Origin of the sequence: Actinobaculum sp. 313, assembly GCF_003073475.1 — a bacterium.
GTDB lineage: Bacteria > Actinomycetota > Actinomycetes > Actinomycetales > Actinomycetaceae > Asp313.
The window spans coordinates 1,454,550-1,477,541 of sequence record NZ_CP029033.1 but is presented as its reverse complement, the minus strand read 5'-3'; the positions used below and the strand labels follow the sequence as shown (position 1 = coordinate 1,477,541).

Below are 22,992 nucleotides of genomic sequence, written 5' to 3'. Positions count from 1 at the left end.
GCGGGGTTGTGGATTTTGGCAAGGGAGATATTGTTAAATATATAGGTCGTGGAGAAGGAGGGCTGTATGAGCACTCAGTTTGACGCTGACGAAGGCACCCGTCAGCGGATTCTACGCCTCATCATTGAACGTGGCCCGATCACCTCGGCGGAGCTCGCACAGATCCTGGTACTGACAGCGGCGGCCGTTCGGCGGCACCTGTCGCAGCTGGAATACGACGGCGAGATCGTGGAGTTCAGGGGTGCGAGTTCTCGCCCGGCGCGGCGCGGTCGTCCATCACGCCGTTACGTGGCCACCGAGCAAGGGCAGGCGGCTTTTGGCGATTCCTACGGTGATGTCGCGACACAGGCTCTGGACTTCATTGCTGACTCCCTGGGGGAGGCGGGTATCCGTAGTTTCGTCGACGAGCGCGTCTCCGGGCTTGAAGAGCGGTACCGGCCGACTGTGGAAGCGGCCGGTGCGAATCTGGAAATGCGAGTCGACGCTCTGGCCCGTGTGCTGACCCAAGATGGGTATGCGGCGAGCGTACGACGTGGACCACGTGGGTTGACGTTGCAACTGTGTCAGGGACACTGCCCGATTCAGGAAATAGCCACGGCATATCCGGTGTTGTGTGAAGCGGAGACACAAGCGTTCCACCGGCTCTTGGATGTACATGTTCAACGGCTTGCCACCCTAGCAGGCGGAGAGCATGTGTGCACCCTGACCATTCCGCTCGTTTCACGTATCCGTGGGACGTCTACTCGTGCGAGAGGACAGTCATGACACAAACCCGGCATGAAGCCGCGGTTGCCGAAGCGATTTCGGAGCAGAACGAAACCATCGAGGCACTCGCCAAGAAGTACACCTTCGGCTGGCACGACCCCGATGAAGCCGGTCAGGCGGCTCGACGCGGCCTCGATGAAGACGTGGTCCGTGATATCTCCGCCATGAAAGGCGAACCCGAGTGGATGCTGAAGAACCGGCTCAAGGCGCTGCGCCTATTTGAGAAGCGGCCGATGCCGACCTGGGGTGCGGACCTGTCCAGCCTGGACTTTGACGAGTACAAGTACTTCGTGCGCACAACCGACGGGCCGGCGTCGTCGTGGGATGATGTTCCAGAAGACATCCGGAATACTTATGATCGGCTGGGAATTCCGGAGGCCGAGCGCGACCGCTTGGTGGCAGGTGTGGCTGCGCAGTACGAATCGGAGGTCGTCTACAACCAGATCCGGGAGGATCTGAAGGAACAGGGCGTCATCTTCGTGGACACGGATACGGCGTTGCGCGATTACCCGGATCTCGTCAAGGAGTACTTCGGTACCGTGGTTCCCGTCGGCGATAACAAGTTCGCCTCTCTGAACACCGCTGTGTGGTCGGGAGGGTCCTTCATTTACGTGCCGCCGGGCGTGCACGTGCAGATTCCCTTGCAGGCCTACTTCCGAATCAACACCGAGTCGATGGGTCAGTTCGAGCGCACGCTGATCATTGCCGATGAGGGCTCCTATGTGCATTACGTTGAAGGATGCACCGCGCCCATTTATCAGGCGGACTCCCTCCATGCCGCTATTGTCGAGATCATTGTCAAGCGTGATGCGCATGTGCGTTACACGACCATCCAGAACTGGTCGAACAATGTTCTGAATCTTGTGACGCAGCGTGCCACCGTAGCCGCAGGAGGCACGATGGAGTGGGTTGATGGCAATATCGGCTCGCGCCTGAACATGAAGTATCCGTGTTGCGTGCTGCTTGGTGAGCATGCCCACGGCGAAGCACTCTCGGCGGCATTCGCCGGTACGGGTCAACATCAGGACACCGGCGCCAAGATGATTCACTTGGCCCGAATACCACGTCGTCGATTGTGTCGAAGTCGATTTCACGTGGAGGGGGACGTTCCTCCTACCGTGGTCTTGTCATGGTCGGGAAGGACGCCCGCGGTTCGAAATCAAACGTTGTATGCGACGCGCTGCTCGTTGATGATATCTCGCGTACCGATACCTACCCGTATGTCGATGTGCGCACCGACGACGTCGAAATGGGGCACGAAGCAACCGTGTCGAAGGTCTCCGAAGATCAGTTGTTCTACTTGCAACAGCGAGGCCTGAGCGAGCAGGAAGCCATGGCCATGGTGGTGCGCGGATTTGTCGAGCCCATCGCGCGCGAACTTCCGATGGAATACGCTCTCGAACTGAACCGTCTGATCGAACTGCAAATGGAAGGAAGCGTCGGCTAATGACTGATGTCACGGATCTTGCCAGAGCTGTTGACCATTCCCGGGCACAGCTCGCCGATGAAGGTATGGGCACCGGTTCGTCACGAGCTGATCGACCGACGTCGTTCTCTTCTGCCGACTTCCCGGTACCGAATGGGCAAGAAGAGGATTGGCGCTTCACCCCGCTGGAAAGGATGGAGGAGTTCTTCGCCGCGGATCTAGAGGGATCCCCGGCACGGGTTGAGGTCAGCGGCGCGGTATCCGAGACTGTGGGCAGAGATGATCCGCGCCTGGGAACGGTGGGGGAGCCGGAAGACCGCACAGGCGCCGTCGCCTGGGAGGCGTTCAGCGAGGCACATGTCATCACGCTGCCCGCAGGGCAGGATAGCGACGCTGTCGTCGGCGTGCATGCCGGCGCGGGGATGAACACGGCACACTTCTATATCGAGGCTGAACCCTCCGCGACTGGAACGGTGGTGTTGGAACACGATGGCGAAGGTCTGCTCACCGAGGGTGTGGAGATTCGTGCCGGCGATGACGCGGACATCACCATAGTCAGCGTCCAAGACGCGGCGCGATCTGCGCGTCACCTGTCCAGCCAGCGTATTGAAGTGGGACGGAACGCGAAGGTGAAGCATATCGTCGTCACCCTGGGCGGCGATCTAGTTAGAGTCACCACGAGCCTGTCCTATGCTGGACCGGGCGGCGAGGCGAATCTACTCGGCGCCTATATCACGGACGCTGCGGAGCACCAGGAACATCGCTTGTTCGTTGACCACGAGCCACCGAACTGCTATTCGCGAGTGACCTACAAGGGAGCATTGCAGGGACAGGACGCGCATTCGGTATGGATTGGTGACGTGTTGATCGGTGCGAAGGCCGATGATACGGACACCTACGAGCTCAACCGCAATCTTGTGCTGACCGAGGGTGCGAAAGCAGATTCTGTTCCGAATCTGGAGATTGAGAACGGCAACATCGTCGGCGCCGGGCACGCCTCGGCAACCGGGCGCTTCGACGAGGAGCAGCTGTTCTACCTGCAGGCCCGTGGCATTCCGGAAGACATCGCCCGCCGCCTGGTGGTGCGCGGGTTCTTCGCTGAACTCGTGGAACAGATCACCGTGCCTTCCGTACGGGAGAAGCTCATGGCGGCTATCGAGTCCGAGCTGGACCTGGCAACCGGAAACGCGTAGTAAGGACACAACCAGTGAGTATGCAACGTGTGTGTGGCATTTCAGACGTGGAACCCGCGGCAGCCATCCAAGTGAAGGTGCCCAATGGCATCGGCGACCGTATGGCCGTGGTGATTGTGCGTGATTCCGATGGCAGTTGGCACGCATTGGGGGATACCTGCACACACGCCAACGTATCTTTGGCCGGGGGAGAGGTTGCGGAAGGGACGATTGAGTGCTGGAAGCACGGTTCGCCTTTCGACCTCGCCACGGGGCGCCCGCTGGCACTTCCGGCAACCGAACCAGTACCTGTTTATACCATCACCGTTCGTGGCGACGATGTCTTCGTCGACGTCGACTCCACACTGTAAGAGGAGAACATACCTTGTCCACGCTCGAGATCCAGAATCTTCACGCTTCGGTACAGACACCGGAGGGGCTCAAGCCCATCCTGCACGGCGTCAATTTGACTATTGGCGACGGCGAGATCCACGCCGTCATGGGGCCCAATGGCTCTGGGAAATCAACAACCGCCTACGCCTTGGCCGGCCATCCGAAGTACGTCATCACCGAGGGAAAGGTATTCCTGGACGGAGAAGACATTACGGATATGACGCCCGACGAGCGTGCGCGCGCGGGCCTGTTCCTGGCAATGCAGTATCCGGTTGAGGTACCGGGAGTCTCCGTGACGAACTTCTTGCGTACCGCCAAAACGGCGATTGACGGGCACGCGCCGAAACTGCGCGAATGGACGAAGCGCCTCAAGCAGGCGAGCGATACGCTCAAGGTCGATCCGGACTTCGTCAAGCGCGACCTGAACGTGGGATTCTCCGGTGGCGAGAAGAAGCGCACCGAGGTGTTGCAAATGGAGCTGCTGGAGCCGAAGGTCGCGGTGCTCGACGAGACGGACTCGGGTCTGGATGTGGATGCGCTCCGTGTTGTCTCACGGGGGGTAGTCGACGTGCATGAGAAGACGAACAACTCGATTCTTCTTATCACGCACTATTCGCGGATCTTGCGCTACATTCACCCCGATTTCGTGCACGTCTTCGCCGGCGGCAAGATCGTGAAGACGGGCGGTCCAGAACTGGCGGATCGGCTCGAGGAATCCGGCTATGACGTGTTCGTGGAGGCCTAATGTCGTATAGTGCCGTTCCGCGTTCCGACTTCCCGATCTTTGAACGCACCGTTCGGGACGGGCAGCCGCTCGTTTACCTGGATACCGGTGCCACCTCGCAGCGTCCGCGCCAAGTACTGGAGCGCGTGTGGGAGATGGATACGCACTTCAACGGCGCTGTGAAACGTGGTTCTCATCTTCTTGCGGAGGAGGCGACGACAGCTTACGAGGAGGCGCGGGTAAAGGTCGCAACCCTGGTGGGTGCCGATCCGGAGGAGATCGTGTGGACATCGGGCTCCACGCAGTCTCTGAATCTGATCGCATACGTGTTGTCTAACGTAGCGGCAGGACGGGGAGGCGTCGAGGCGCAAAGACTGCGTATTGGCGCGGGCGATAATGTGGTTGTGACCCGCGCCGAGCATCATGCCAACCTCATTCCGTGGCAGGAGCTATGCCTTCGCACCGGTGCACAACTACGTTGGATGGATCTGAGCACCGATGGGCGCATTGATCTGAATACTTTGAACGTTATCGACGAGCACACGCGGCTGGTGGCGTTCACTCATGTGTCGAATGTGTCGGGTGCTGTCTCTCCGGTCTTGCAGATAGTGCAAGCCGCACGCGCGGTCGGTGCTCTCACGGTGTTGGACGCGTGCCAGTCGGTGCCGCACATGCTGGTGGACTTCCACGGCCTCGGTGTTGACTTCGCAGCTTTCTCGGGCCACAAGATGCTGGGGCCAACCGGGGTTGGGGTACTATACGGAAGGCGCGAGCTGCTCGAGATTATACCTCCGTACCAGTTCGGCGGGTCAATGATTGAGCTGGTGACGATGGAGAAGACGACATATGCCTCGCCACCTGCGCGGTTCGAGGCCGGCACACAGCCCGTCGCTCAGGTGGTGGGACTCGCAGCCGCGGCTGACTACCTGTTGGCGGTGGGGATGGACAAGATCGCCGCCCATGAGGAAGATCTGACTCGCAGACTCCTCGATGGTGTTTCCTCGATCCCTGGCGTGCGTCTGCTTGGACCGGAGGACACCTCCAACCGGGGCGGAGCGGTGTCAGTGGACGTAGAGGGTGTACATCCGCACGATGTGGGTCAGTTCCTCGATTCCAAGGGTATTGCGGTGCGTGTCGGGCATCATTGCGCCCAGCCGATTCACCAGCACTTCGGGGTCTACGCCTCTACACGTGCTTCGCTCGGCCCGTACAATACATCAGACGAGGTGGATTTCTTCCTGGACCACCTGGCTGAGGTACGTCGATACTTTCGAGTGGGGGACTGATGGACGATATTGATGCGATGTATCAGCAGATCATTCTTGATGCGGCGCATGAGCGGCACGGTGAGGGCACACTTGAGCGGTTCGACGGTGAATCACTTCAGGTGAATACAACGTGCGGTGATCAGGTGAACTTGCAGGTGAAACTGAGTGAGGATGGCACGCAGATCTGTGCTATTGGATGGGACGGTCACGGTTGTTCCATCTCGCAGGCTTCAATCTCGATCATGACCGAGATGCTCGAAGGCAAAAGTGTCACCGAGGCGATGGATCTGTACGACATCTTTCGCCGCCTCATGGACTCACGCGGCGAAGAACTCGATGAGGAAAGCGAAGATAAGTTGGAGGATGCCGGCGCCTTCCTCGGCGTCGCAAAGTTTCCGATGAGGATCAAATGTGCACTACTGGGCTGGATGGCCCTACGTGACGCAACCGATAAGGCTGTGACAGCTACCCAGGGAGGAGACAATGCCTGAAGAACTGGAAGCGGCTCCCCAGTACACATCGGGAGACGCGGCTGAGGACGGGGTTCTGCCAACGCTTGGCGCGCCAACCGTCGACGATGTTGAGGAAGCATTGCGGGATGTCATCGACCCAGAGCTCGGTATCAATGTTGTTGATCTGGGTTTGGTGTACGGAGTGAATATCTCCGGAAGCAAAGTCGTCATCGACATGACGTTGACGTCTGCTGCATGTCCGCTGACCGATGTGATTGAAGATCAAGCTCATCAAGCGTTGGATGGGCTCGTATCATCTGTGCGTGTGAATTGGGTGTGGCTACCGCCGTGGGGCCCGGAACGCATCACGCCGGAAGGGCGGGAAATGCTGCAGGCTCTCGGTTTCAACGTCTGAAATCTTGAGCGGGTCCGGAATATTCGGATCCGTTCTGCAGTGCTCACAGGTGTCTCAGGGTGTGGTGACGCTCCAAGTGTCACAGGAAGCAATCGATCCGCCGTTGTAGCCGCGCATGAGCCATTGCATGCGCTTCTCCGACGAGCCGTGCGTGAATGACTCCGTGTTCACCGTGAGGTCGGCGTTCTCCATGATGGCGTCATCCCCCACCGCAGATGCGGCGTCAATCGCGGTTTGTAGCTCCGCCTCGGTGGGCGGCACGAGGAATGGCTCCCCGGACTCCGGGTCAATAGTGGTGGAGGCCTGGCGCAGCCACACACCTGCCAGGCAATCGGCCTGCAGCTCGGAACGTACCTGCGTGCTATTCGCCCCCGTGTCTCCACGCTCGATACGGTCAAGATAGCCGAGTTCGTTTTGCAGATGGTGGCCGAATTCGTGCGCGACGATGTATGCCTGTGCCAAGGTCGAATTCTCCGTATTGAACTGTGTTTCGAGCTGATTGAAGAAACTGATGTCCAGGTACACGGTCTGATCCGCGGGGCAATAGAAGGGCCCAATGGAGGCTGTGGCGTTGCCGCAGCCGGTTACAGTCGCTCCGTCAAAAATAACGAAGGACGGCTGACTATATGCGGTCCCGGTCTGGGCAGGCAGAGCATCTGCCCAGTAAGCGTCCAGTGATTCGGCGGTGGCTACCATCCAACATTCGGTGTGCGCATTCGCGTCCGCTCCGGTGCGGCATTCTTCGCTGTAATCTGCACCGTCGGCGGAGGTGACATTGTTGTTCTCGGTGCCCTGGAACGTGGAGGAGTCTGGCATTTGCCCCGTTAAGAGGAAATACACGATCAGGCCTATGATTCCTACTCCGCCGATACCTGCGTAGGTGGCCGAGCCTCGTCCGCGGCGTTGTACGCGTGCGCCGTCGATTTTGATTCCGTCGTTCATGGACATGTTCCGAGCATAGCGACACCGGAACACCGACAGGTTGATATTCGCCGGGACGTTGGCAGGATGAATACTTAGAAGAATCCGTGCGGAATGCACGTCACACGCGGCGGAAATGCCGAGCCACGTGCTTCTCAGTAGGCTAATGGGGTGATCAACGCCCAGAACCTGACCATGCGCATCGGCACCCGTGAGCTGCTCGGTAACGCCAATTTCCGCGTCGATAAGGGAATGCGGATTGGCCTGGTGGGCCGTAACGGTGCCGGGAAGACGACGTTAACACGGCTTCTGGCAGGCGAAGGCGTCACGTCGGATGTCATCGAATACACCGGGACCATCACACGCTCCGGCGAGATTGGCTACCTGCCGCAGGACACGCACACCGGTGACGCCGATCAGTTGGCGCGCGACCGTATTCTCTCCGTTCGTGGCATTGACGCGACCATCCGACGTATCCAGAAGGCTGAACATGACATGTCGACGCTGAGCGGCGCCCGGCAGGTCAAGGCGATGGAACGTTACGTGCGCCTCGACCAGGAGTTCACGAACGCCGGCGGGTGGGCTGCCAATGCGGAGGCGGCGCAGATGGCCGCTTCGCTGGGACTGCCCGGTCGCGTGCTCGATCAACAACTGGGCACACTATCGGGTGGGCAACGCCGCCGGGTCGAGTTGGCACGTATCCTGTTCTCGCAGGCACAGACGCTCCTGCTCGACGAGCCGACCAACCACCTCGATCACGATTCGATTGTGTGGCTGCGTGAATACTTGCGGAACTACCGCGGCGGCTTCGTGGTGATCTCCCACTCGGTTGAACTATTGGAAGACACGGTGACCACGGTATGGCACCTGGATGCCAATCGGGCGGCTCTGGACGTGTACAACATGGGATGGTCGGATTACCTCCAGCAGCGCGAAACGGATGAGCGCCGCCGCCGTCGGGAGCGGGCGAACGCCCAGAAGAAAGCGAGCGCATTACTGGCACAGGCGGACAAGATGCGGTACAAGGCGACCAAGGCGGTTGCGGCACAGAATATGGCACGCCGGGCGGAGAAGATGTTGGAAGGATTGGAAGATGCGCGCAAGGCGGACAAGGTGGCACATCTACGTTTCCCGGAGCCGGCCGCCTGCGGCCGCACACCGCTGACGGCGCAGGGGCTATCGAAATCGTATGGTTCACTCGAGGTGTTCTCCGGAGTTGACCTCGCTATTGACCGGGGCAGTCGCGTTGTTGTACTCGGACTGAACGGAGCGGGTAAAACAACTCTGCTGCGACTGCTTGCGGATATTGAAGATCCGGATACCGGGCAGGTGATCGCCGGGCACGGTCTGAAAATCGGCTACTACGCGCAGGAACACGAAACTATCGAGAGCGCGCAGACCGTGGAGGAGAATCTGCGGCGTGTTGCTCCGGAACTCGACGATACCCAGGCGCGTTCCATCCTCGGTTCGTTCCTGTTTTCGGGTGATGATGCCGCCAAACCGGCGAGCGTGCTATCGGGAGGGGAGAAAACACGCCTCGCCCTGGCGATGCTGGTGGTCTCGGCTGCGAATGTCCTGTTACTCGACGAACCGACAAATAACCTCGATCCTGCATCGCGCACCGAGATTCTTTCGGCATTGACGCGGTACAAGGGCGCGGTCGTACTGGTGACACACGACGAGGGCGCGGTTCAAGCGTTGCGCCCCGAACGGGTGCTCATCCTGCCCGACGGCGACGAGGACCTGTGGTCGGATGACTATCTCGACCTGATTGGATTGTCCTGATGAACACTCTGATTCTCATGCGCCATGCACAGGCCGAACGGGGTGGACATGATTACGACCGACCGCTCAGCGGTGCTGGGCGTGAACAGGCCACCAGGCAGGCCGCGGCACTCGTCGCTCGGGTTTCGGCGGTGGACTTGGCAATTGTTTCCGCCGCGACCCGTACGCGGCAAACAGCGCGTGCCCTGCTCTCCGGCGGCTTACCTATTGCGAGGATGCTGGAAGAACGGAGTCTGTACGTGTGCGACTGGACCGGGGTTCTGGAGCAAATCCGGCGAGTTCCGAGCGAGGTGAGCACCCTGCTGGTTATCGGTCACGAGCCGACAATATCGCTGACGACCCGCCTTCTAACGGCGCCCACCTCACCGATTGCCTCGCAGTTGGGAGTTGGATTCTCCACGGCAATGGCTGCGGTGGGGGAGGCGCCGCAGTGGAGTGAGGTCGATCGCTCCAGTGTGCGCATGGTCAGTGCGCTGCGCGCCCCTCTAACCCGATAGCGGCGGGGACCGGAGCCAGGGGAGCGTCCGCGCGCAATTCGGCTTTCAAATCCGGGTCGGACATGACCAAAGCAACCGTCTGGCAATCCTCCGGGCCGGTCACATAGGCCTGACACAGTGTGCAGGGCTCACCGTAACGCAGGAGGACACTGCGGCATATTGGCACGCCGTCGCGCACGTGTGGAGGCACGATTATTCTCGGTCAGCGTATCCAATTTAGAAGGTCACCGATTCGCTCTTGTCGAGTGTGATGCGAGGATTCTGTGTGCTGCGAGGACTCTGCGAGCGGGGCGAGAGCCCGGCGGCCAGCACGGCACGAACGGTCACCAGCATCGAATATAGCGGCGGTGTGCGTGTCGGGCCGCTTGGTGCACGGGCTCTCGCACTATCGGTCACACAATGGCATCAGATTTCAGCTGCGTACCCCCTTTCAGCCGTGTAGCGGCATATAGACCTCCGTTATAAGCTCCTCCGCTGGCACGGAGTCGGGCATATTGAGGTAAAGATTGAATGCACGGGCGGCCAGCGTGCCGTCGGCGAGAGGAACCAGCCCGTCGTTGGCGAGGCGGTCAGCGATCAGATCATGCGCCTGCGTGATTTGATCATAGGGACCGACCACACGTGCAACAAGGCAGTCCCTCTCCGGCAGATCATGCACCACTAACGGTGGAGCAACTTCGGTTCCGGGCGCGATCGGGAGGAAGATCTCCTCGTCGACATCGTGTTCGATGTATTCGTCGTGATGCTCGATAACACCGCACGGACCAGTGGCCTGCAAGCCCTGCCGGGTGATCTCCGGCATCATCCGCTGCCATAGCAGACCCTCATCGGCATAGGTCGGAACGATGCCCCGGAGGGCCACGATCGTCATGGCGGGAATAACCCGGCGCTCGATAGTAATGGACATGGTAGATTCTCCTTCGATTAGTCGGTTGATAAGAGTCAGCCGAGCCTGGGCGGCGCGCGTCTCCCCGAGCAGGGTCTCGCGTTGGAGTTCCAACGCGGACGACCATGCCGGGGTTCCGCGGGCGGCGAGGAGAGCTGAGATGGCGGAAACGCCGAACCCGACGTCGCGTAGATTGCGCACGTCGACCGCATCCTGCAGTTGATGTGGAGCATAGCGACGGTATCCGGTCCACGGATCCACATCGGCGGGTATCAGAACGCCATGAGCGTCATAGTGACGCAGCATCCGCACGGACAGACGAGTCAGGTTGCTGAACTCGCCAATCGTCATGAGTCTCGTGGTTTCGGCCATGGCCCCAGTATGGGGTCTGACATTGTGGCAGGGTCAAATGCGGCATCGACCGGCTCAGGCGATACCGCATGTGGCTTTGAACCGTTGATGCAGGGCGTGGTTGTGGACTTGCCGGGCTTATGCGCATGTGGCGGTCGAGCCGCTACTCGGCGCGCGTGTCACGAGGCGTGGAGGAAGAAGACTCAGCGGAGTCGGTGTCCCAACCGAGTAAGGCGAGCAACATGTCAAGTCGAGGGATGGTGATGGCAGCATCGGCCTCTTCGAGTACGACGGGTTTGGCACAGAATGCCACCGAGAGTCCGGCGATTCGCATCATGTCGAGATCATTGGCGCCGTCGCCTACCGCAACCACCTGTTCCAGGGGAATCGCGAACTCGTCCGCCCAGGCGGTGAGGGCCTCGGCTTTCGCCGCTCGATCGATAACCGGTCCCCGTGTATGCCCGGTAAGGAGCCCGTCGCTGACCTCCAGGCGGTTCGCGAGTACCTTGTCGATGCCGAGTGGCTCAGCAACACGATCTACCACTTCGTGAAAACCACCGGACACCAAGCCGAAGTATCCGCCCTGAGTGTGGACCACTCGAACGGTTTCAGCTGCCCCTGCGGTCAGGTCAACACCCGCAGCGATGTCAGAGAATACGGAGTCAGGTAGGCCGGCCAGGGTTGCCACCCGTTCGCGTAGTGACTGGGCGAAATCTAATTCTCCGCGCATGGCACGTGTCGTGATCTCGCGGACCATGCTCGCCGTACCGGCAGCCGCAGCCAGCATCTCGATGACTTCGCCCTGGATGAAGGTGGAATCGACATCGGTAACAATCATGCGTGGCCCGTGCACGGCGAGCGGGCCGGTAAGCAGGGCACAGTCCACGCCCAGCGCAATGGCGGGCCCGCGCAGCCGGGAGCGTACTTCGTCCAGGTCCTCCGGCAATGGCGCCGTCGTTGTGAAACTCCGTGTGTACAGGCCTGCAGATCGTGGCGCACTCTCAACGGCGCCGCCAAAGGCCTGTGTGAAGGCGTGACGCGTATGCGTGAGCAAGCCGTGCGGCAAGGGCCGCAAGGATGCGAGCGAAAACCGAACCGGGACGACGTCGGACATAACAGCAGTGTATGTGTCCGCGCCGCCCCGGTATGAAGATAGTCGGAAAATGAGTCCGGTGTCCGCTAGGCGGTGACGTGGGCGCCCTTCGGCACCACGGTCACGCCGCCGTCCGAAACATAGAAGCCACGTGCACGGTCGTGATCATGGTTGACACCCAGCTGTGCACCCTCGTCGATCGTCACGTACTTGTCAATGATGGATCGCACCACGGTGGCATTGCGCCCCACGTTAACGCCGTCGAGCAGGACGGATTCGCGCACAGACGACCAGGAATTGATGCGCACTCCCGGTGAAAGCACCGAACCGATCACTTCGCCGCCGGAGACGATAACGCCGGGTGAGATGATCGAGTCGAGCGCGTGGCCGAGGCGCTCGTGGTGGCCGTACACGAACTTGGCCGGCGGAAGCCCGGTATAACCGGTCAGTAGCGGCCAGCGGTTGTTATACAGGTTGAACACTGGGCTGACCGAGATGAGATCCATATTGGCTTCATAGTAGGCGTCAATCGTTCCCACATCGCGCCAGTAGTTACGGTCGCGATCACTAGCCCCCGGCACGTCATTGAAGGTGAAGTCGTAAACGCCGCAGTTTCCGTCGTCCACGAACAGAGGAACGATCGAGCCGCCCATATCGTGCTTGGAGGACTCGTCTTCCGCGTCGGCGACAAGGACTTCTCGTAGCGCTTCGGCGTTGAAGACGTAGTTGCCCATGGAGGCGAGGAACTGGTCGGGTGCATCCGGCAGACCAAGGCCGGTGGTGTCTTGTGGTTTCTCTAAGAATTCCGCCACCTTCAGCGGATTCTGAGCATCAGTATTGATAACGCCGAACGACGGCGCCAGGGAGAGCGGCTGCCGAATGCCGGCGACGGTCAGGTCGAATCCGGAGTCGATGTGCTGCTCCACCATCTGCGAGAAATCCATGCGATAGATGTTGTCGGCACCGGTGACGAGAACAATATCGGGGTGTTCGTCATCGAAGACGTTCAACGACTGGTAAATGGCGTCAGCGGAGCCGAGGTACCAGTTCTTTCCCATTCGCTGCTGCGCGGGCACCGGCGCGATGTAGTTCCCGAGCAGGTTGGACATGCGCCATGTGCGCGAGATATGGCGGTCAAGCGAATGGGACTTGTATTGCGTAAGCACCACGATCTTCAGATATCCGGAGTTGACGATGTTGCTCAGAGCAAAGTCAATGAGGCGGTAGATCCCACCGAAAGGTACTGCAGGCTTCGCGCGGTCCTGCGTAAGCGGCATGAGCCTCTTACCTTCACCTCCGGCGAGAACAATGGAGAGAACTTGCGGGTTTGCTTTCATATAGCCAGCTTATGCGAAAAAGTGATGAATCGCACGTCATTCTCACGTAATGTAGAGAGGTCTGCGAACGTGGTGCCGGAGCGCGGTAGAGTAGTCCTACCTACCTCGGCGACGACGCCCCGGAACAAGGAAGGAATAGAACTTATGCGCGTTGATCTGCTTACCCGCGAATACCCGCCTCATGTATACGGAGGCGCAGGTGTTCATGTCACCGAACTGTCCCGAGTACTTGCCAGCCGGGCTGAAGTTCATGTGCGTTCCTTCGATGGGCCGCGCGGTGCCGACGAAGCCGACAAAGTTCCGGCATTGGTGACGCTGCACGGCTACGACTACCCGCAGTCGCTCGATAGCGCAAATGCGGCGATCCGTACACTAGGCGTTGACCTCCAGATGGCTCAGGATTGCCAGGGGGCAGATATCGTTCATTCGCACACCTGGTATGCGAATATGGCCGGTCATCTCGGAGCCTTGTTATATGAGGTCCCGCATGTCATCTCGGCCCATTCTCTGGAACCCTTGCGTCCTTGGAAGCGTGAGCAGTTGGCCGGTGGGTATAACCTATCCTCCTGGGCGGAGAAGACGGCCTATGAAGCCGCTGCCGGGATTGTCGCCGTCTCCAGTGCGATGCGCGACGATATTCTGCGCTGCTATCCGGAGATTAATCCCAAGCGTGTGCGCGTTATTCGTAATGGCATCGATTTGGACAGTTGGCAGACCCCGAAAACGGAGGAGGAAATCGCGGCAGCACGGGAGTATTTCGCCTCCTACGGGTTGGACCCGGACAAGCCGACAATCGTCTTCGTTGGGCGCATCACCAGGCAAAAGGGTGTGCCCGGTCTGGTGCGGGCACTCGGCAAGGTATCGCCCGAGATTCAGGTAGTCCTATGCGCCGGTGCTCCCGATACACCGGAAATTGCGGCCGAGACTCGCGAGCTGGTTGAAGACTTGCAGGCGCGTCGCTCCGGCGTGGTGTGGATCGAAGATCACTTACCGCGGCGGCGTGTCATTCAACTTGAATCGTGCTCGACCACCTTTGTGACACCGTCGATTTACGAGCCGCTGGGAATTGTCAATCTGGAGGCTATGGCGGTCGGCTTGCCTGTGGTCGGTACGGCGACCGGCGGAATCCCCGATTGCATTGACGACGGCGTAACGGGCACCCTCGTGCCCATCGAGCAGCTGAACGACGGTACCGGAACCCCCTGAACCCCGACAAATTCGAGGCCGACCTGGCGGCGGCGCTGGAAGACATGTGTTCTGATCGGCAGCGGGCGCGGCAGATGGGCCTCGCCGGTCGGCGTCGGGTAGAAGAGGAATTCTCCTGGGAGTCGATTGCAGATGCAACGGTCCAGTTCTATGACGACATCATCGCTGGTCTATGAGGTCTGATCGCCAAGCGCGGGCAGGGAGCCGGTAGGCTTAGGACCATGGGGGACGTTCTCACATTACGTGACGTTGCGGTGCGCCGTGGCGGCCGGAATATTGTTGACGGTTTGACCTGGGATGTGAATGCGGGAGAGCACTGGGTGATCCTCGGCCCTAACGGTGCGGGAAAGACAACCGTTGTCCAACTCATTTCCGGGCGGATGCATCCCACGCGGGGCCAGGTTGCGATTATCGGGGAGCGTTTGGGAGGCGTTGATCTGCGTGAACTACGTCCACTGGTGGGACTGACATCCGCCGCCCTGGACCAGCGCATTCCTCCGGGAGAGAAGGTGCTGGATGTAGTGCAAACCGCTGCTTATGGGAATCTGGCACGGTGGCGGGAACAGTACGATGAGGAGGACACGCGGCGCGCCGAAAAGTTGCTAGGCGAACTCGGCGTAGCCGCGCTGGCGGATCGCAGTTTCGCCACGTTGTCATCGGGGGAGCGGAAACGAGTCGGCATTGCGCGCGCACTCATGCCCAACCCGGAAGTCCTAGTACTTGATGAACCTGCATCCGGGCTGGACCTGGGTGGACGTGAGTCGCTGCTGCTAACACTGACAGCGTTGGCAGGAGATCCTTTTTCTCCCGCCACGGTGCTCGTCACCCATCATGTGGAGGATATTCCACAGGGTTTCACGCATGTCATGCTGTTAGCAGATGGTCGTCTTTTCGCAGCCGGGCCTATCGAAGAGATCTTAACCTCCGCTAACCTGAGTGCGCTGTTTGGAATACCGCTGACTGTTGCGCGTGACGGCGGTCGTTTCAGCGCCCGGGCAAACGTGTAGTCACGCAGTGAGTTCTCTTGGGGATTACTCCCCAGGGCCTGGGGCTGCTGTTGTCACCGAAGGCGGTTAGACTGGGTCCGATTGACAGTGCCACTCGAGAAGGGAGTACCCATGAGTTGGGAAATTTGGGGCATTATCGCTCTCGCATGCGTCATCATCGAGACATTCACGGTCGACTTCACCTTCCTCATGTTTGGCGGAGCGGCCCTTGCCACAGCGATTCTCGCTGCCTTCACCGGTGAGCTGGTATGGCAGATCATCATGTTCTCCGTAGTGGCGGCCCTGTTGGTCTTCTTCGCACGTCCTTGGGCAAAGCGGCACATTAATCCGCGGGGCGCAGCAGCGGGGAATGTATACGCGCAAGTCGGGAGGTCAGCGCATACGGTGACGGATGTGGACGAACGCGCGGGTCGTGTGAAGATCGGCGGTGACGTCTGGTCTGCACGCACCAACGGCGAACGGATTGAACGGGGCACGGATGTCGTCGTCTTGGCAATCGATGGCGTCGTCGCGGTTGTGGCCACACATGCGGACGCAACGGGAAGCGGGCGGCCGACACCGGAGAACAACGAGACTAGGTAAAGGAGTTACATGAATTTCAGCGAGAACCCGGCGGGAAGTTTCTTCCTTTTGGTTTTGATTCTGCTACTCGTCCTCGTCGTGATCGCCGCATTCCGCGCGGTGCTTATGGTGCATCAGGGCTATACGGTAATCGTTGAGAGGCTTGGCCGGTACCACAAGACGTTGCAGCCTGGCCTGCACTTCCTGGTGCCGTTCCTTGATTCGGCTCGCCAGCGCATTGATATGCGTGAGCAAGTGGTGCCTTTCCCACCGCAGCCGGTGATCACGTCTGACAATATCAATGTGTCGATCGACACGGTTATTTACTATCAGGTGACGGTTCCGGAGGCCGCGACTTACGAGATCGCCGATCCAATGACGGCTATTGAACAGCTGGCCGTGACCACTCTCCGTAACATCATCGGCACCATGGACATGGAGCAGGCACTCACCGGACGGGATCAGATCAATGGACAGCTTCGTGGCGTGCTGGACGAAGCCACCGGACGGTGGGGAATCCGGGTGTCACGTGTTGAGTTGAAGGCTATTGATCCGCCGCCGACCGTGCAGGGAGCGATGGAACAGCAGATGAAGGCCGAGCGTGACAAGCGCGCTGCGATTCTGACGGCCGAGGGTGAGAAGCAATCCGCTATTCTCCGAGCCGAGGGTGAGAAGCAGTCGCAGATTGTTACCGCTGAGGGTGAGAAACAGTCGGCCGTTTTGCGGGCAGAAGGTCAGGCGCAGTCCACCATCCTGCGGGCGCAAGGTGAATCGAAGGCTATTTTGCAGGTCTTCGAGGCTATTCACCGTGGCAATGTGGATTCCAAGTTGCTCTCCTACGAGTACCTGAAGACTCTGCCGCAGATCGCAAACTCGAGTTCCTCGAAGTTGTGGATCCTTCCGACAGAGCTTACGGCGGCGCTGCAGGCAGTGTCCCGTGGCTTCGGCGGTGACGCCGATGGCGAGGGACCTGGTCATGTTGACGCTGAAGGCGCTGCCGATATTGCGGAGTCGCTGGCAGAGACTGCTCTGCCCGATATCGATGAAGCGTTGGCAGATGCGAAGGGCGCGGTGAGCAAGGCTGCGGACGAGGCTGATGCGTCGGTTATTGCCGCCGGTGAGCCGTTCAATCCTGCTTCCGAAGCCGGACAACGTCCGAACTTGCCGAGCGGCCCGGATGCCCCGGAGCCTCCGATACCGCCGTTCGATCCGAACGATCCGCTCGGCGGAGGAAACCCGCTGCAGCGGTAGACGTACACGCCATGGGGCCGGAGCGATGTCATTCGTTCCGGCCCCTTCTGGGCGACGACGCGACTGTGTGCGTTTCAAGCACACGTGTGCACATTTGAGCGGCTGAACGGAGCGTGGCAGGCTGAGTGCGTGCTTGTAAGCGTTCGTGATCTGAATGATGAACGACTGGTCGACTACACCGGTTTAACCGATGTGGCTCTACGACGCCGCTTGGAGACGGCGCATGGTCTATATGTCGCCGAGTCCACCAAGGTGATTGTCCGCGCCATTGCCGCTGGTCATGTGCCGCGTTCCTTTCTCACCGCAACGCGGTGGCTTCCCGACCTGATTCCGGCTATTGAGAAGGCCACGGGTGCGCCCGACGGCGGTGCGACCCCGATTTTTGTGGCGGAAGAACACGAGCTGGAGCAGATAGTCGGTTTTCACCTCCATCGAGGCGCGCTGGCCTGTATGAATCGACCGCCGCTGGAAGATCCATTGCAGCTCCTGCGGCGTGTTGGCGACGACGGCGCACATCGCATTGTCGTTTTGGAAGGCCTCGTCGATCACACGAACGTCGGAGCGATCTTCCGCTCTGCGGCCGCGCTCGGTGTGGATTCGGTGCTTGTGACGAACGATTGCGCCGACCCCCTCTACCGGAGATCGGTGCGAGTGTCGATGGGGACGGTGTTTCAAGTCCCGTGGACACGAATTGCGGACTGGCCGCATTCCATGGCGCGGCTGCACGAGGTCGGCTTTGTTACCGCGGCGCTGGCGCTGGATGAGGATGCCGTGCCGTTGGATGACTTCGCTGCGCTTCCCCGTTGCTCGGGGGCCGATTCTCGCCTGGCGCTGATTCTAGGAACCGAAGGTGCAGGCCTACGCAAGTCGACAATAGGGCATGCCGACTACCGCGTGACTATTCCCATGGCAGGAGACGTCGACTCGCTCAACGTGGCTGCTGCCAGTGCCGTTGCCTGTTGGGAACTGCGCTATCGCCGGTCGGCGTGAGGTGCGGAGAATGAAAAAGTGCTGGTCAGCGGGGTATACCCCGTCGTCATAGAGGGGTTTACCCTCTGAAGCTAGGGGTATGGCTGAGTCCTCCCCTCTTGAAAGGTATTTCGCGTCGGTGCTGGCGGAAGCTTTGCGGCGCCGTCGGCGGGAACTCGGACTATCACAAGAGGAAGTTGCGTTGCGCGCAGGTATAGACCGCGGGCACTATCAGCTTATGGAGGCGGCGCGTTCTGATCGGCATTCGAATAAGGCGGCTAACCCGCGGTTCTTTACTCTGCTGCGTCTGGCGGAAGCGCTTGAGATACCGGTTGACGAGTTGCTGGGGCCGGTTGCAGAGGCGTACGAGGGTGGATCTGGAACCTCCTGGTTCTAGAAGCGCGCCGCTGTGTGGCATATGCCAGCGGAGGCCACCGGCGCGCGGTGAACTTCGGGTGCGAGCTCGGCATCGTATCAAGAGAAATCGGATGCGCCCGCGTAGCCGTTTTGCTTCCATGCCTCGTATACAGCTATCGATGCGGAGTTTGTCAGGTTGAGCGAACGAAGACCGGGCAACATGGGAATTCGCACCGCCTGCGTTATCGTGGGATGGCTGATGATCCGCGCGGGCAGTCCGCTTGGTTCAGGGCCGAATAGGAGCGCATCACCCGGCTGGTAGGACGCCGCGGCGAAGTTGTTGCTGGTGTGGCCGGTGAAGGCAAAGACACGCGCGGGTACAACGGTGCCGAGAAATGCATCGAAGTCTCGATGAATATGAACATTGGCGAGATCGTGGTAGTCGAGACCGGCCCGTTTCAGATGCGTGTCAGAGAAGTCAAAACCAAGCGGCTCAATGAGGTGAAGAGTGGAACCGGTGCAAGCGGCAAGTCGGATCGCGGCGCCAGTATTTCCGGGGATTCGGGGTTCGTAGAAGACGATATGAAACACGCCCATAGCTTAACGGCGTCAAGGCAGCTGACGGTATGCGGCGCGCGAGAAGCCGTGCTGGCGAAACGGGAATCCTCGGGCAGAGAGTGCCGCATATTCATCCTCTAGGCGCCCAGGCAAGGCACGGGCTTCATCCTCTAGGTGTACAGGCAAGGCACGGGTATGCTGGCCCACGTTCCGAGCTGATTGAAGCTAGTGTTGGAAGTGCGGCTAAGCGCCTGCACGCCGAAGTCGCGTATCGCCCCGTTGGGGCGGCGTACCTGAGCCCGTTTAGCGTTGGAAGGTTACGGTAAGGCGCGCTCGCGCGATGGTGTGGAAGAGTGTCTGGAAGGCAACGGCCGTCGCGGTGGCTTCCTGCGGGTTGAGTCCCAGGCTTGGCACATCTAGCGCGTGGACGGCGAAGATGTAGCGGTGTGGACGATCACCGGGCGGCGGAGCGGCACCCGTGTATGAGAGCGTGTTGCTGTCGTTGCGCACGTGATGGGCATCGCCGGGCAAAGCCAGATCGGAGGTACCCGCCCCGCGTCGCAACGAGGTTGTCTCGGCATCGAGATCAATGACAGTCCAGTGCCAATATCCGGCGGGTGTCGGAGCATCCGGATCGAAGCAATTGAGGGTGAAGCCGCGAGTGTGAGCAGGGAATCCTGACCAGCTCAACTGTGGCGAAATGTTGTCTCCCACACCGGCATACAACGGTGGCATAGGTGCACCATCTTCAAGATCCGCACTTGCGAGAGTGAAGGCAGGGAAGGCGGGAAGAATCTCATAGGGATCGGGCGCCATTGGTCGTGAAAGATCCATGTCTTTACCGTAGTCGCTCAACGCAAGGACGGCAATCGCTTGTTTCTACACGATGAGAGCGGCGGGGACACTGACAGCGGCCGAAGTCGGTAGTTTTGCGATCTCCTCCGCCATTCCACGGGCGAAGAGCGGGCGCTGTTTCTCACTCATGCGTTCGATCGGGGTGGAAATGGAGATGGCAATATCCGTGCTGCCGTTGATCGTTATCGGGATTGCGACACAGGCAATTCCGTCTTCGAATTCGCCAATGTCCTCTGTCCATCCCAGGTTGTCGAAACGGAGGAAGTTCTCGCGAACGGCTCGCTCAATATCGGTCTTGCGTTCAGGCGAAGATGACTGCAGGTCTAGGTCGGACATGTACCAGGGCAGGCTCTCTTCGCGTTGTGGTTGGCTGGCGATTAGTGCTCGGCCGAGACTCGTGCGTACGGCGCTGGCCTCGCGGCCAATCTTTGAGACGACGCGGATGGCGCGGTCGGGTTCTACCTTATCGAGATAGACGATGTGCTGGCCCTTCAGTGCGCCCAGGTGCACGAGCTCATTGAAACGGCGCGAGATGGCAACAAGTGATGGGTGAAGATCGTCGACGATACGTTGCCGGGCGGTACGGTACTCGGCGAGGGGACGAATTCCCTCGCCGAGCCGGTAGTGGCCGGTGGATGGCACCTGCTCCACCCATTCCCGCTCGCGCAACGTTGCGAGAGTGGAGTGGGCTGTCGCCTTGTTAATCTTCAGGTCCTTGGCAATTGTGGTCAGTGGTATGCCATCGTTGGTTCCTCTGGCGAGGTATTCAAGGATGGTCAATGCTCGCGCAACGCTCGCCAACTGTTTCGTACTTGCCATGAACGGCATTTTACCGTGTGTGAATATGACAAATTATCCAAGCTGGGTACACGGGCTGCTCCGTCCCTAATCGGCGCTACTGCGGCCCCGGCGGGCCGAGTGATCGCGTTCGCTCCTCATGGTTCCAATGGTCCGTATCGCCGTGGGCACGATAGGGGCTCGTGCACGGCTCACGGCAATTTTGTGGGATGGCCCACAAAGCCTCTGCTGAGGTATCGCCTTTACCGCGAAGTGTGGATGATTGTATTGAAAAGACAAACGAGCGTTTTGCTATCGTAAACGCTAGGTAGACAGGTTCAATGGTGACCGTATGGAACTCAGTATCGCTGGGCTGAAACAAGGCACAGATTATGCGACGGCGGGTATTTCCGTGCCGACCTTCGACGTTGCACAGATGCAGGCATCCGGAAGGGAAACACCCCGCTGGGTACATCTTGGCCCCGGAAATATCTTCCGGGTCTTCATTGCAAAGATCGCACACTCCATGATTGCCGATGGGAAGCGATGGCCCATCACGGCGGTTGTGCCGCGAGATGCTGCGAAATTAGATCTCCAATTGGCGCCGCACGATCTGATGACACTCGGCGTGACCCTCAATCCCGACGGTACGCGCAGTCTCGATGTGATTGCAGGTATGGGCGAGGCACTAGCCGCGAGTCGGATAGCCGATTTCGAACGTTTGATGGAGGTAGCGGTGCGGGAGGAGGTCACTCTTGTGTCCCTCACAATTACGGAGAAGGGGTACGCAGTGCGTGACTCTTCCGGCGATCTTGCCGCGGCTGCGCGTCACGCCATAACTGCGGATCCTCACCAGCAGCAGTCGCATGCCATGGCGCTTCTCGCTACCCTCTTGCTGCGCCGATGGGAGGCCGGGGGACCGCCGATCACCTTGCTGTCCTGCGATAACTTCAGCCACAATGGCGACAAGCTGCGGGACGCCATTTTCACCATTATCGGCGGCTGGGCGGAGCGAGGCGCAGTATCGCCCGAGTTCGTGGCCTGGGTACGCGATGGCAGCCGTGTCGCTTTCCCCATCTCGGTGATTGACAAAATCACACCGCTGCCGAATCAGTCGGTGGCCGATGACCTTGCCGAGCTTGGCTTTTCCGACATGGGACTCGTGACCGCGGGCCAAACTCCGGTTGCCGGCTTCGTGAATACAGAGTCGGCTCAGTACCTTGTTATCGAGGACAATTTTGCGGCGCAGCGGCCACCTTTCGAGGAATACGGCGTGCAAATGGTCAGTCGCGAGGTATGCGACGCCTTTGAGCATATGAAGGTGACCACATGCCTCAATCCCTTGCACACGGCATTGGCAGTGACGGGCTGCCTACTCCGTTTTCCAACGATTGACGCGGAGATGCGTGATCCGCTGCTGGCGGAACTCGTCCATCGTCTGGGATGGAGCGAGGGTCTGCCCGTCGTCGTCGATCCGGGAATCGTAAGCCCGGCGGACTTCTTAACAGAAGTGGAAACTGTTCGTTTTCCCAACCGGTATCTCCCTGACGATCCGGCGCGTATCGCCATGGACACGTCCCAGAAGCTTCCTATCCGCTTCGGTGAGACGATCAAACGATACCTCGAGCGTGGGCTTGGCCTGGAGCAACTGGAAGTCATTCCGCTGGTATTCGCACTTTGGTGCCGTTACCTCATGGGGATTGCCGACGACGGCGCGCCCTTCACGCCCTCTTCCGATCCGCTCCTGGAAGAGCTGCAAGCACATGTGTCGCATATTGCACTGGGCGACCACATTGATGTGCACGAGGCGCTCAACCCCATCCTCGCAAACGCGGAGATCTTCGCCGTCGATCTGTATGAAACCCCGCTCGCGGCGAAAGTCGAAAACTACTTCAGCCGACTCATCGCCGGACCGGGAGCAGTCCGGGCTGTTCTCGCTGAGGTTCTCAATAAGGAGAGTGAGTAG

23 protein-coding genes and 2 pseudogenes are annotated in these 22,992 nt (G+C 59.8%); 17 read left to right on the top strand and 8 right to left on the bottom strand.

What is annotated here, in order from left to right; all coding sequences use genetic code 11:
• The first annotated feature begins 66 nt into the window (after positions 1-66).
• The 8 genes and pseudogenes from DDD63_RS06415 to DDD63_RS06380 all read left to right on the top strand — a co-directional run bounded on the left by DDD63_RS06415 (position 67) and on the right by DDD63_RS06380 (position 6,615).
• The gene (locus DDD63_RS06415) at positions 67-765 is read left to right on the top strand and encodes a helix-turn-helix domain-containing protein (protein ID WP_108715672.1); all 699 of its coding nucleotides are present in this window, start codon (positions 67-69) and stop codon (positions 763-765) included.
• Positions 762-2,212: pseudogene (sufB, locus tag DDD63_RS06410) on the top strand (Fe-S cluster assembly protein SufB). The gene DDD63_RS06415 and the pseudogene sufB overlap by 4 nt, the downstream one beginning before the upstream one ends.
• The gene (gene sufD / locus DDD63_RS06405; protein WP_108715671.1) at positions 2,212-3,384 is read left to right on the top strand and encodes a Fe-S cluster assembly protein SufD; all 1,173 of its coding nucleotides are present in this window, start codon (positions 2,212-2,214) and stop codon (positions 3,382-3,384) included. The pseudogene sufB and the gene sufD overlap by 1 nt, the downstream one beginning before the upstream one ends.
• Positions 3,385-3,404: 20 nt before the next feature.
• Entirely contained in the window at positions 3,405-3,734 is a 330-nt protein-coding gene (locus DDD63_RS06400; RefSeq protein ID WP_108715670.1) for a non-heme iron oxygenase ferredoxin subunit, read from the top strand.
• Positions 3,735-3,748: 14 nt separating this feature from the next.
• Positions 3,749-4,501 (top strand): Fe-S cluster assembly ATPase SufC, encoded by a 753-nt coding sequence (gene sufC / locus DDD63_RS06395; RefSeq protein WP_108715669.1) that lies wholly within the window; start codon positions 3,749-3,751, stop codon positions 4,499-4,501.
• Complete coding sequence (locus tag DDD63_RS06390; protein WP_108715668.1) at positions 4,501-5,766, top strand: SufS family cysteine desulfurase; 1,266 nt, start codon at positions 4,501-4,503, stop codon at positions 5,764-5,766. Before sufC ends, DDD63_RS06390 begins: the two co-directional genes overlap by 1 nt.
• Positions 5,766-6,239: a Fe-S cluster assembly sulfur transfer protein SufU gene (gene sufU, locus DDD63_RS06385; protein ID WP_108715667.1), complete on the top strand. Its 474-nt coding sequence runs from the start codon at positions 5,766-5,768 to the stop codon at positions 6,237-6,239. Before DDD63_RS06390 ends, sufU begins: the two co-directional genes overlap by 1 nt.
• Positions 6,232-6,615 carry a metal-sulfur cluster assembly factor gene (locus DDD63_RS06380; protein WP_108715666.1) on the top strand — a complete coding sequence of 128 codons (384 nt, stop codon included), beginning with the start codon at positions 6,232-6,234 and terminating at the stop codon, positions 6,613-6,615. Before sufU ends, DDD63_RS06380 begins: the two co-directional genes overlap by 8 nt.
• 54 nt (positions 6,616-6,669) lie before the next feature.
• Here DDD63_RS06380 and DDD63_RS06375 read toward each other — a convergent pair whose 3' ends face one another.
• A complete protein-coding gene (locus DDD63_RS06375; protein WP_108715665.1) occupies positions 6,670-7,563 on the bottom strand; it encodes a neutral zinc metallopeptidase in 894 nt (297 codons plus the stop codon).
• Between the two features lie 144 nt (positions 7,564-7,707).
• On the opposite strand from DDD63_RS06375, the gene abc-f reads away from it, so the two are divergent.
• On the top strand, positions 7,708-9,321 hold the full coding sequence (gene abc-f / locus DDD63_RS06370) for a ribosomal protection-like ABC-F family protein (RefSeq protein ID WP_108715664.1): 1,614 nt from the start codon (positions 7,708-7,710) through the stop codon (positions 9,319-9,321).
• Positions 9,321-9,818 (top strand): histidine phosphatase family protein, encoded by a 498-nt coding sequence (locus DDD63_RS06365; RefSeq protein WP_108715663.1) that lies wholly within the window; start codon positions 9,321-9,323, stop codon positions 9,816-9,818. The genes abc-f and DDD63_RS06365 overlap by 1 nt, the downstream gene beginning before the upstream one ends.
• Here DDD63_RS06365 and DDD63_RS13360 read toward each other — a convergent pair.
• The 4 genes from DDD63_RS13360 to glgC form a co-directional block, all read right to left on the bottom strand.
• On the bottom strand, positions 9,787-9,921 hold the full coding sequence (locus DDD63_RS13360) for a DUF6767 domain-containing protein (RefSeq protein ID WP_346426247.1): 135 nt from the start codon (positions 9,919-9,921) through the stop codon (positions 9,787-9,789). The two genes, DDD63_RS06365 and DDD63_RS13360, sit on opposite strands and share 32 nt — an antisense overlap.
• Before the next feature lie 327 nt (positions 9,922-10,248).
• Positions 10,249-11,076 (bottom strand): MerR family transcriptional regulator, encoded by an 828-nt coding sequence (locus DDD63_RS06355; protein ID WP_108715662.1) that lies wholly within the window; start codon positions 11,074-11,076, stop codon positions 10,249-10,251.
• A gap of 142 nt (positions 11,077-11,218) precedes the next feature.
• Positions 11,219-12,169: a phosphoserine phosphatase SerB gene (serB, locus tag DDD63_RS06350; protein ID WP_240611192.1), complete on the bottom strand. Its 951-nt coding sequence runs from the start codon at positions 12,167-12,169 to the stop codon at positions 11,219-11,221.
• A 65-nt stretch (positions 12,170-12,234) separates the two neighbouring features.
• Positions 12,235-13,485, bottom strand: coding sequence for a glucose-1-phosphate adenylyltransferase (glgC, locus tag DDD63_RS06345; RefSeq protein WP_108715661.1), 1,251 nt, complete (start codon positions 13,483-13,485; stop codon positions 12,235-12,237).
• A 144-nt stretch (positions 13,486-13,629) separates the two neighbouring features.
• Here glgC and glgA point away from each other — a divergent pair.
• The 6 genes and pseudogenes from glgA to DDD63_RS06315 all read left to right on the top strand — a co-directional run bounded on the left by glgA (position 13,630) and on the right by DDD63_RS06315 (position 18,876).
• Positions 13,630-14,867, top strand: a pseudogene (glgA, locus tag DDD63_RS06340) (glycogen synthase).
• Between the two features lie 45 nt (positions 14,868-14,912).
• Positions 14,913-15,698, top strand: a complete 786-nt coding sequence (locus DDD63_RS06335) for an ABC transporter ATP-binding protein (RefSeq protein WP_108715660.1) — start codon at positions 14,913-14,915, stop codon at positions 15,696-15,698.
• 111 nt (positions 15,699-15,809) lie between these two features.
• The gene (locus DDD63_RS06330) at positions 15,810-16,280 is read left to right on the top strand and encodes an NfeD family protein (RefSeq protein ID WP_108715659.1); all 471 of its coding nucleotides are present in this window, start codon (positions 15,810-15,812) and stop codon (positions 16,278-16,280) included.
• Positions 16,281-16,289: 9 nt separating this feature from the next.
• Positions 16,290-17,510 carry an SPFH domain-containing protein gene (locus DDD63_RS06325; RefSeq protein ID WP_108715658.1) on the top strand — a complete coding sequence of 407 codons (1,221 nt, stop codon included), beginning with the start codon at positions 16,290-16,292 and terminating at the stop codon, positions 17,508-17,510.
• Positions 17,511-17,639: 129 nt separating this feature from the next.
• Positions 17,640-18,500, top strand: a complete 861-nt coding sequence (locus DDD63_RS06320; protein WP_108715657.1) for an RNA methyltransferase — start codon at positions 17,640-17,642, stop codon at positions 18,498-18,500.
• A 79-nt stretch (positions 18,501-18,579) separates the two neighbouring features.
• Positions 18,580-18,876 (top strand): helix-turn-helix transcriptional regulator, encoded by a 297-nt coding sequence (locus tag DDD63_RS06315; protein ID WP_108715656.1) that lies wholly within the window; start codon positions 18,580-18,582, stop codon positions 18,874-18,876.
• 77 nt (positions 18,877-18,953) lie between these two features.
• Here DDD63_RS06315 and DDD63_RS06310 read toward each other — a convergent pair whose 3' ends face one another.
• From DDD63_RS06310 to DDD63_RS06300, 3 genes are all read right to left on the bottom strand, one after another.
• Positions 18,954-19,427, bottom strand: coding sequence for a tRNA (cytidine(34)-2'-O)-methyltransferase (locus tag DDD63_RS06310; protein WP_205647207.1), 474 nt, complete (start codon positions 19,425-19,427; stop codon positions 18,954-18,956).
• Positions 19,428-19,697: 270 nt separating this feature from the next.
• Entirely contained in the window at positions 19,698-20,228 is a 531-nt protein-coding gene (locus tag DDD63_RS06305; RefSeq protein ID WP_108715654.1) for a YbhB/YbcL family Raf kinase inhibitor-like protein, read from the bottom strand.
• Between the two features lie 45 nt (positions 20,229-20,273).
• Positions 20,274-21,068: an IclR family transcriptional regulator gene (locus DDD63_RS06300; RefSeq protein ID WP_164505480.1), complete on the bottom strand. Its 795-nt coding sequence runs from the start codon at positions 21,066-21,068 to the stop codon at positions 20,274-20,276.
• 310 nt (positions 21,069-21,378) lie between these two features.
• On the opposite strand from DDD63_RS06300, the gene DDD63_RS06295 reads away from it, so the two are divergent.
• Positions 21,379-22,992 carry a mannitol dehydrogenase family protein gene (locus tag DDD63_RS06295; protein ID WP_108715652.1) on the top strand — a complete coding sequence of 538 codons (1,614 nt, stop codon included), beginning with the start codon at positions 21,379-21,381 and terminating at the stop codon, positions 22,990-22,992.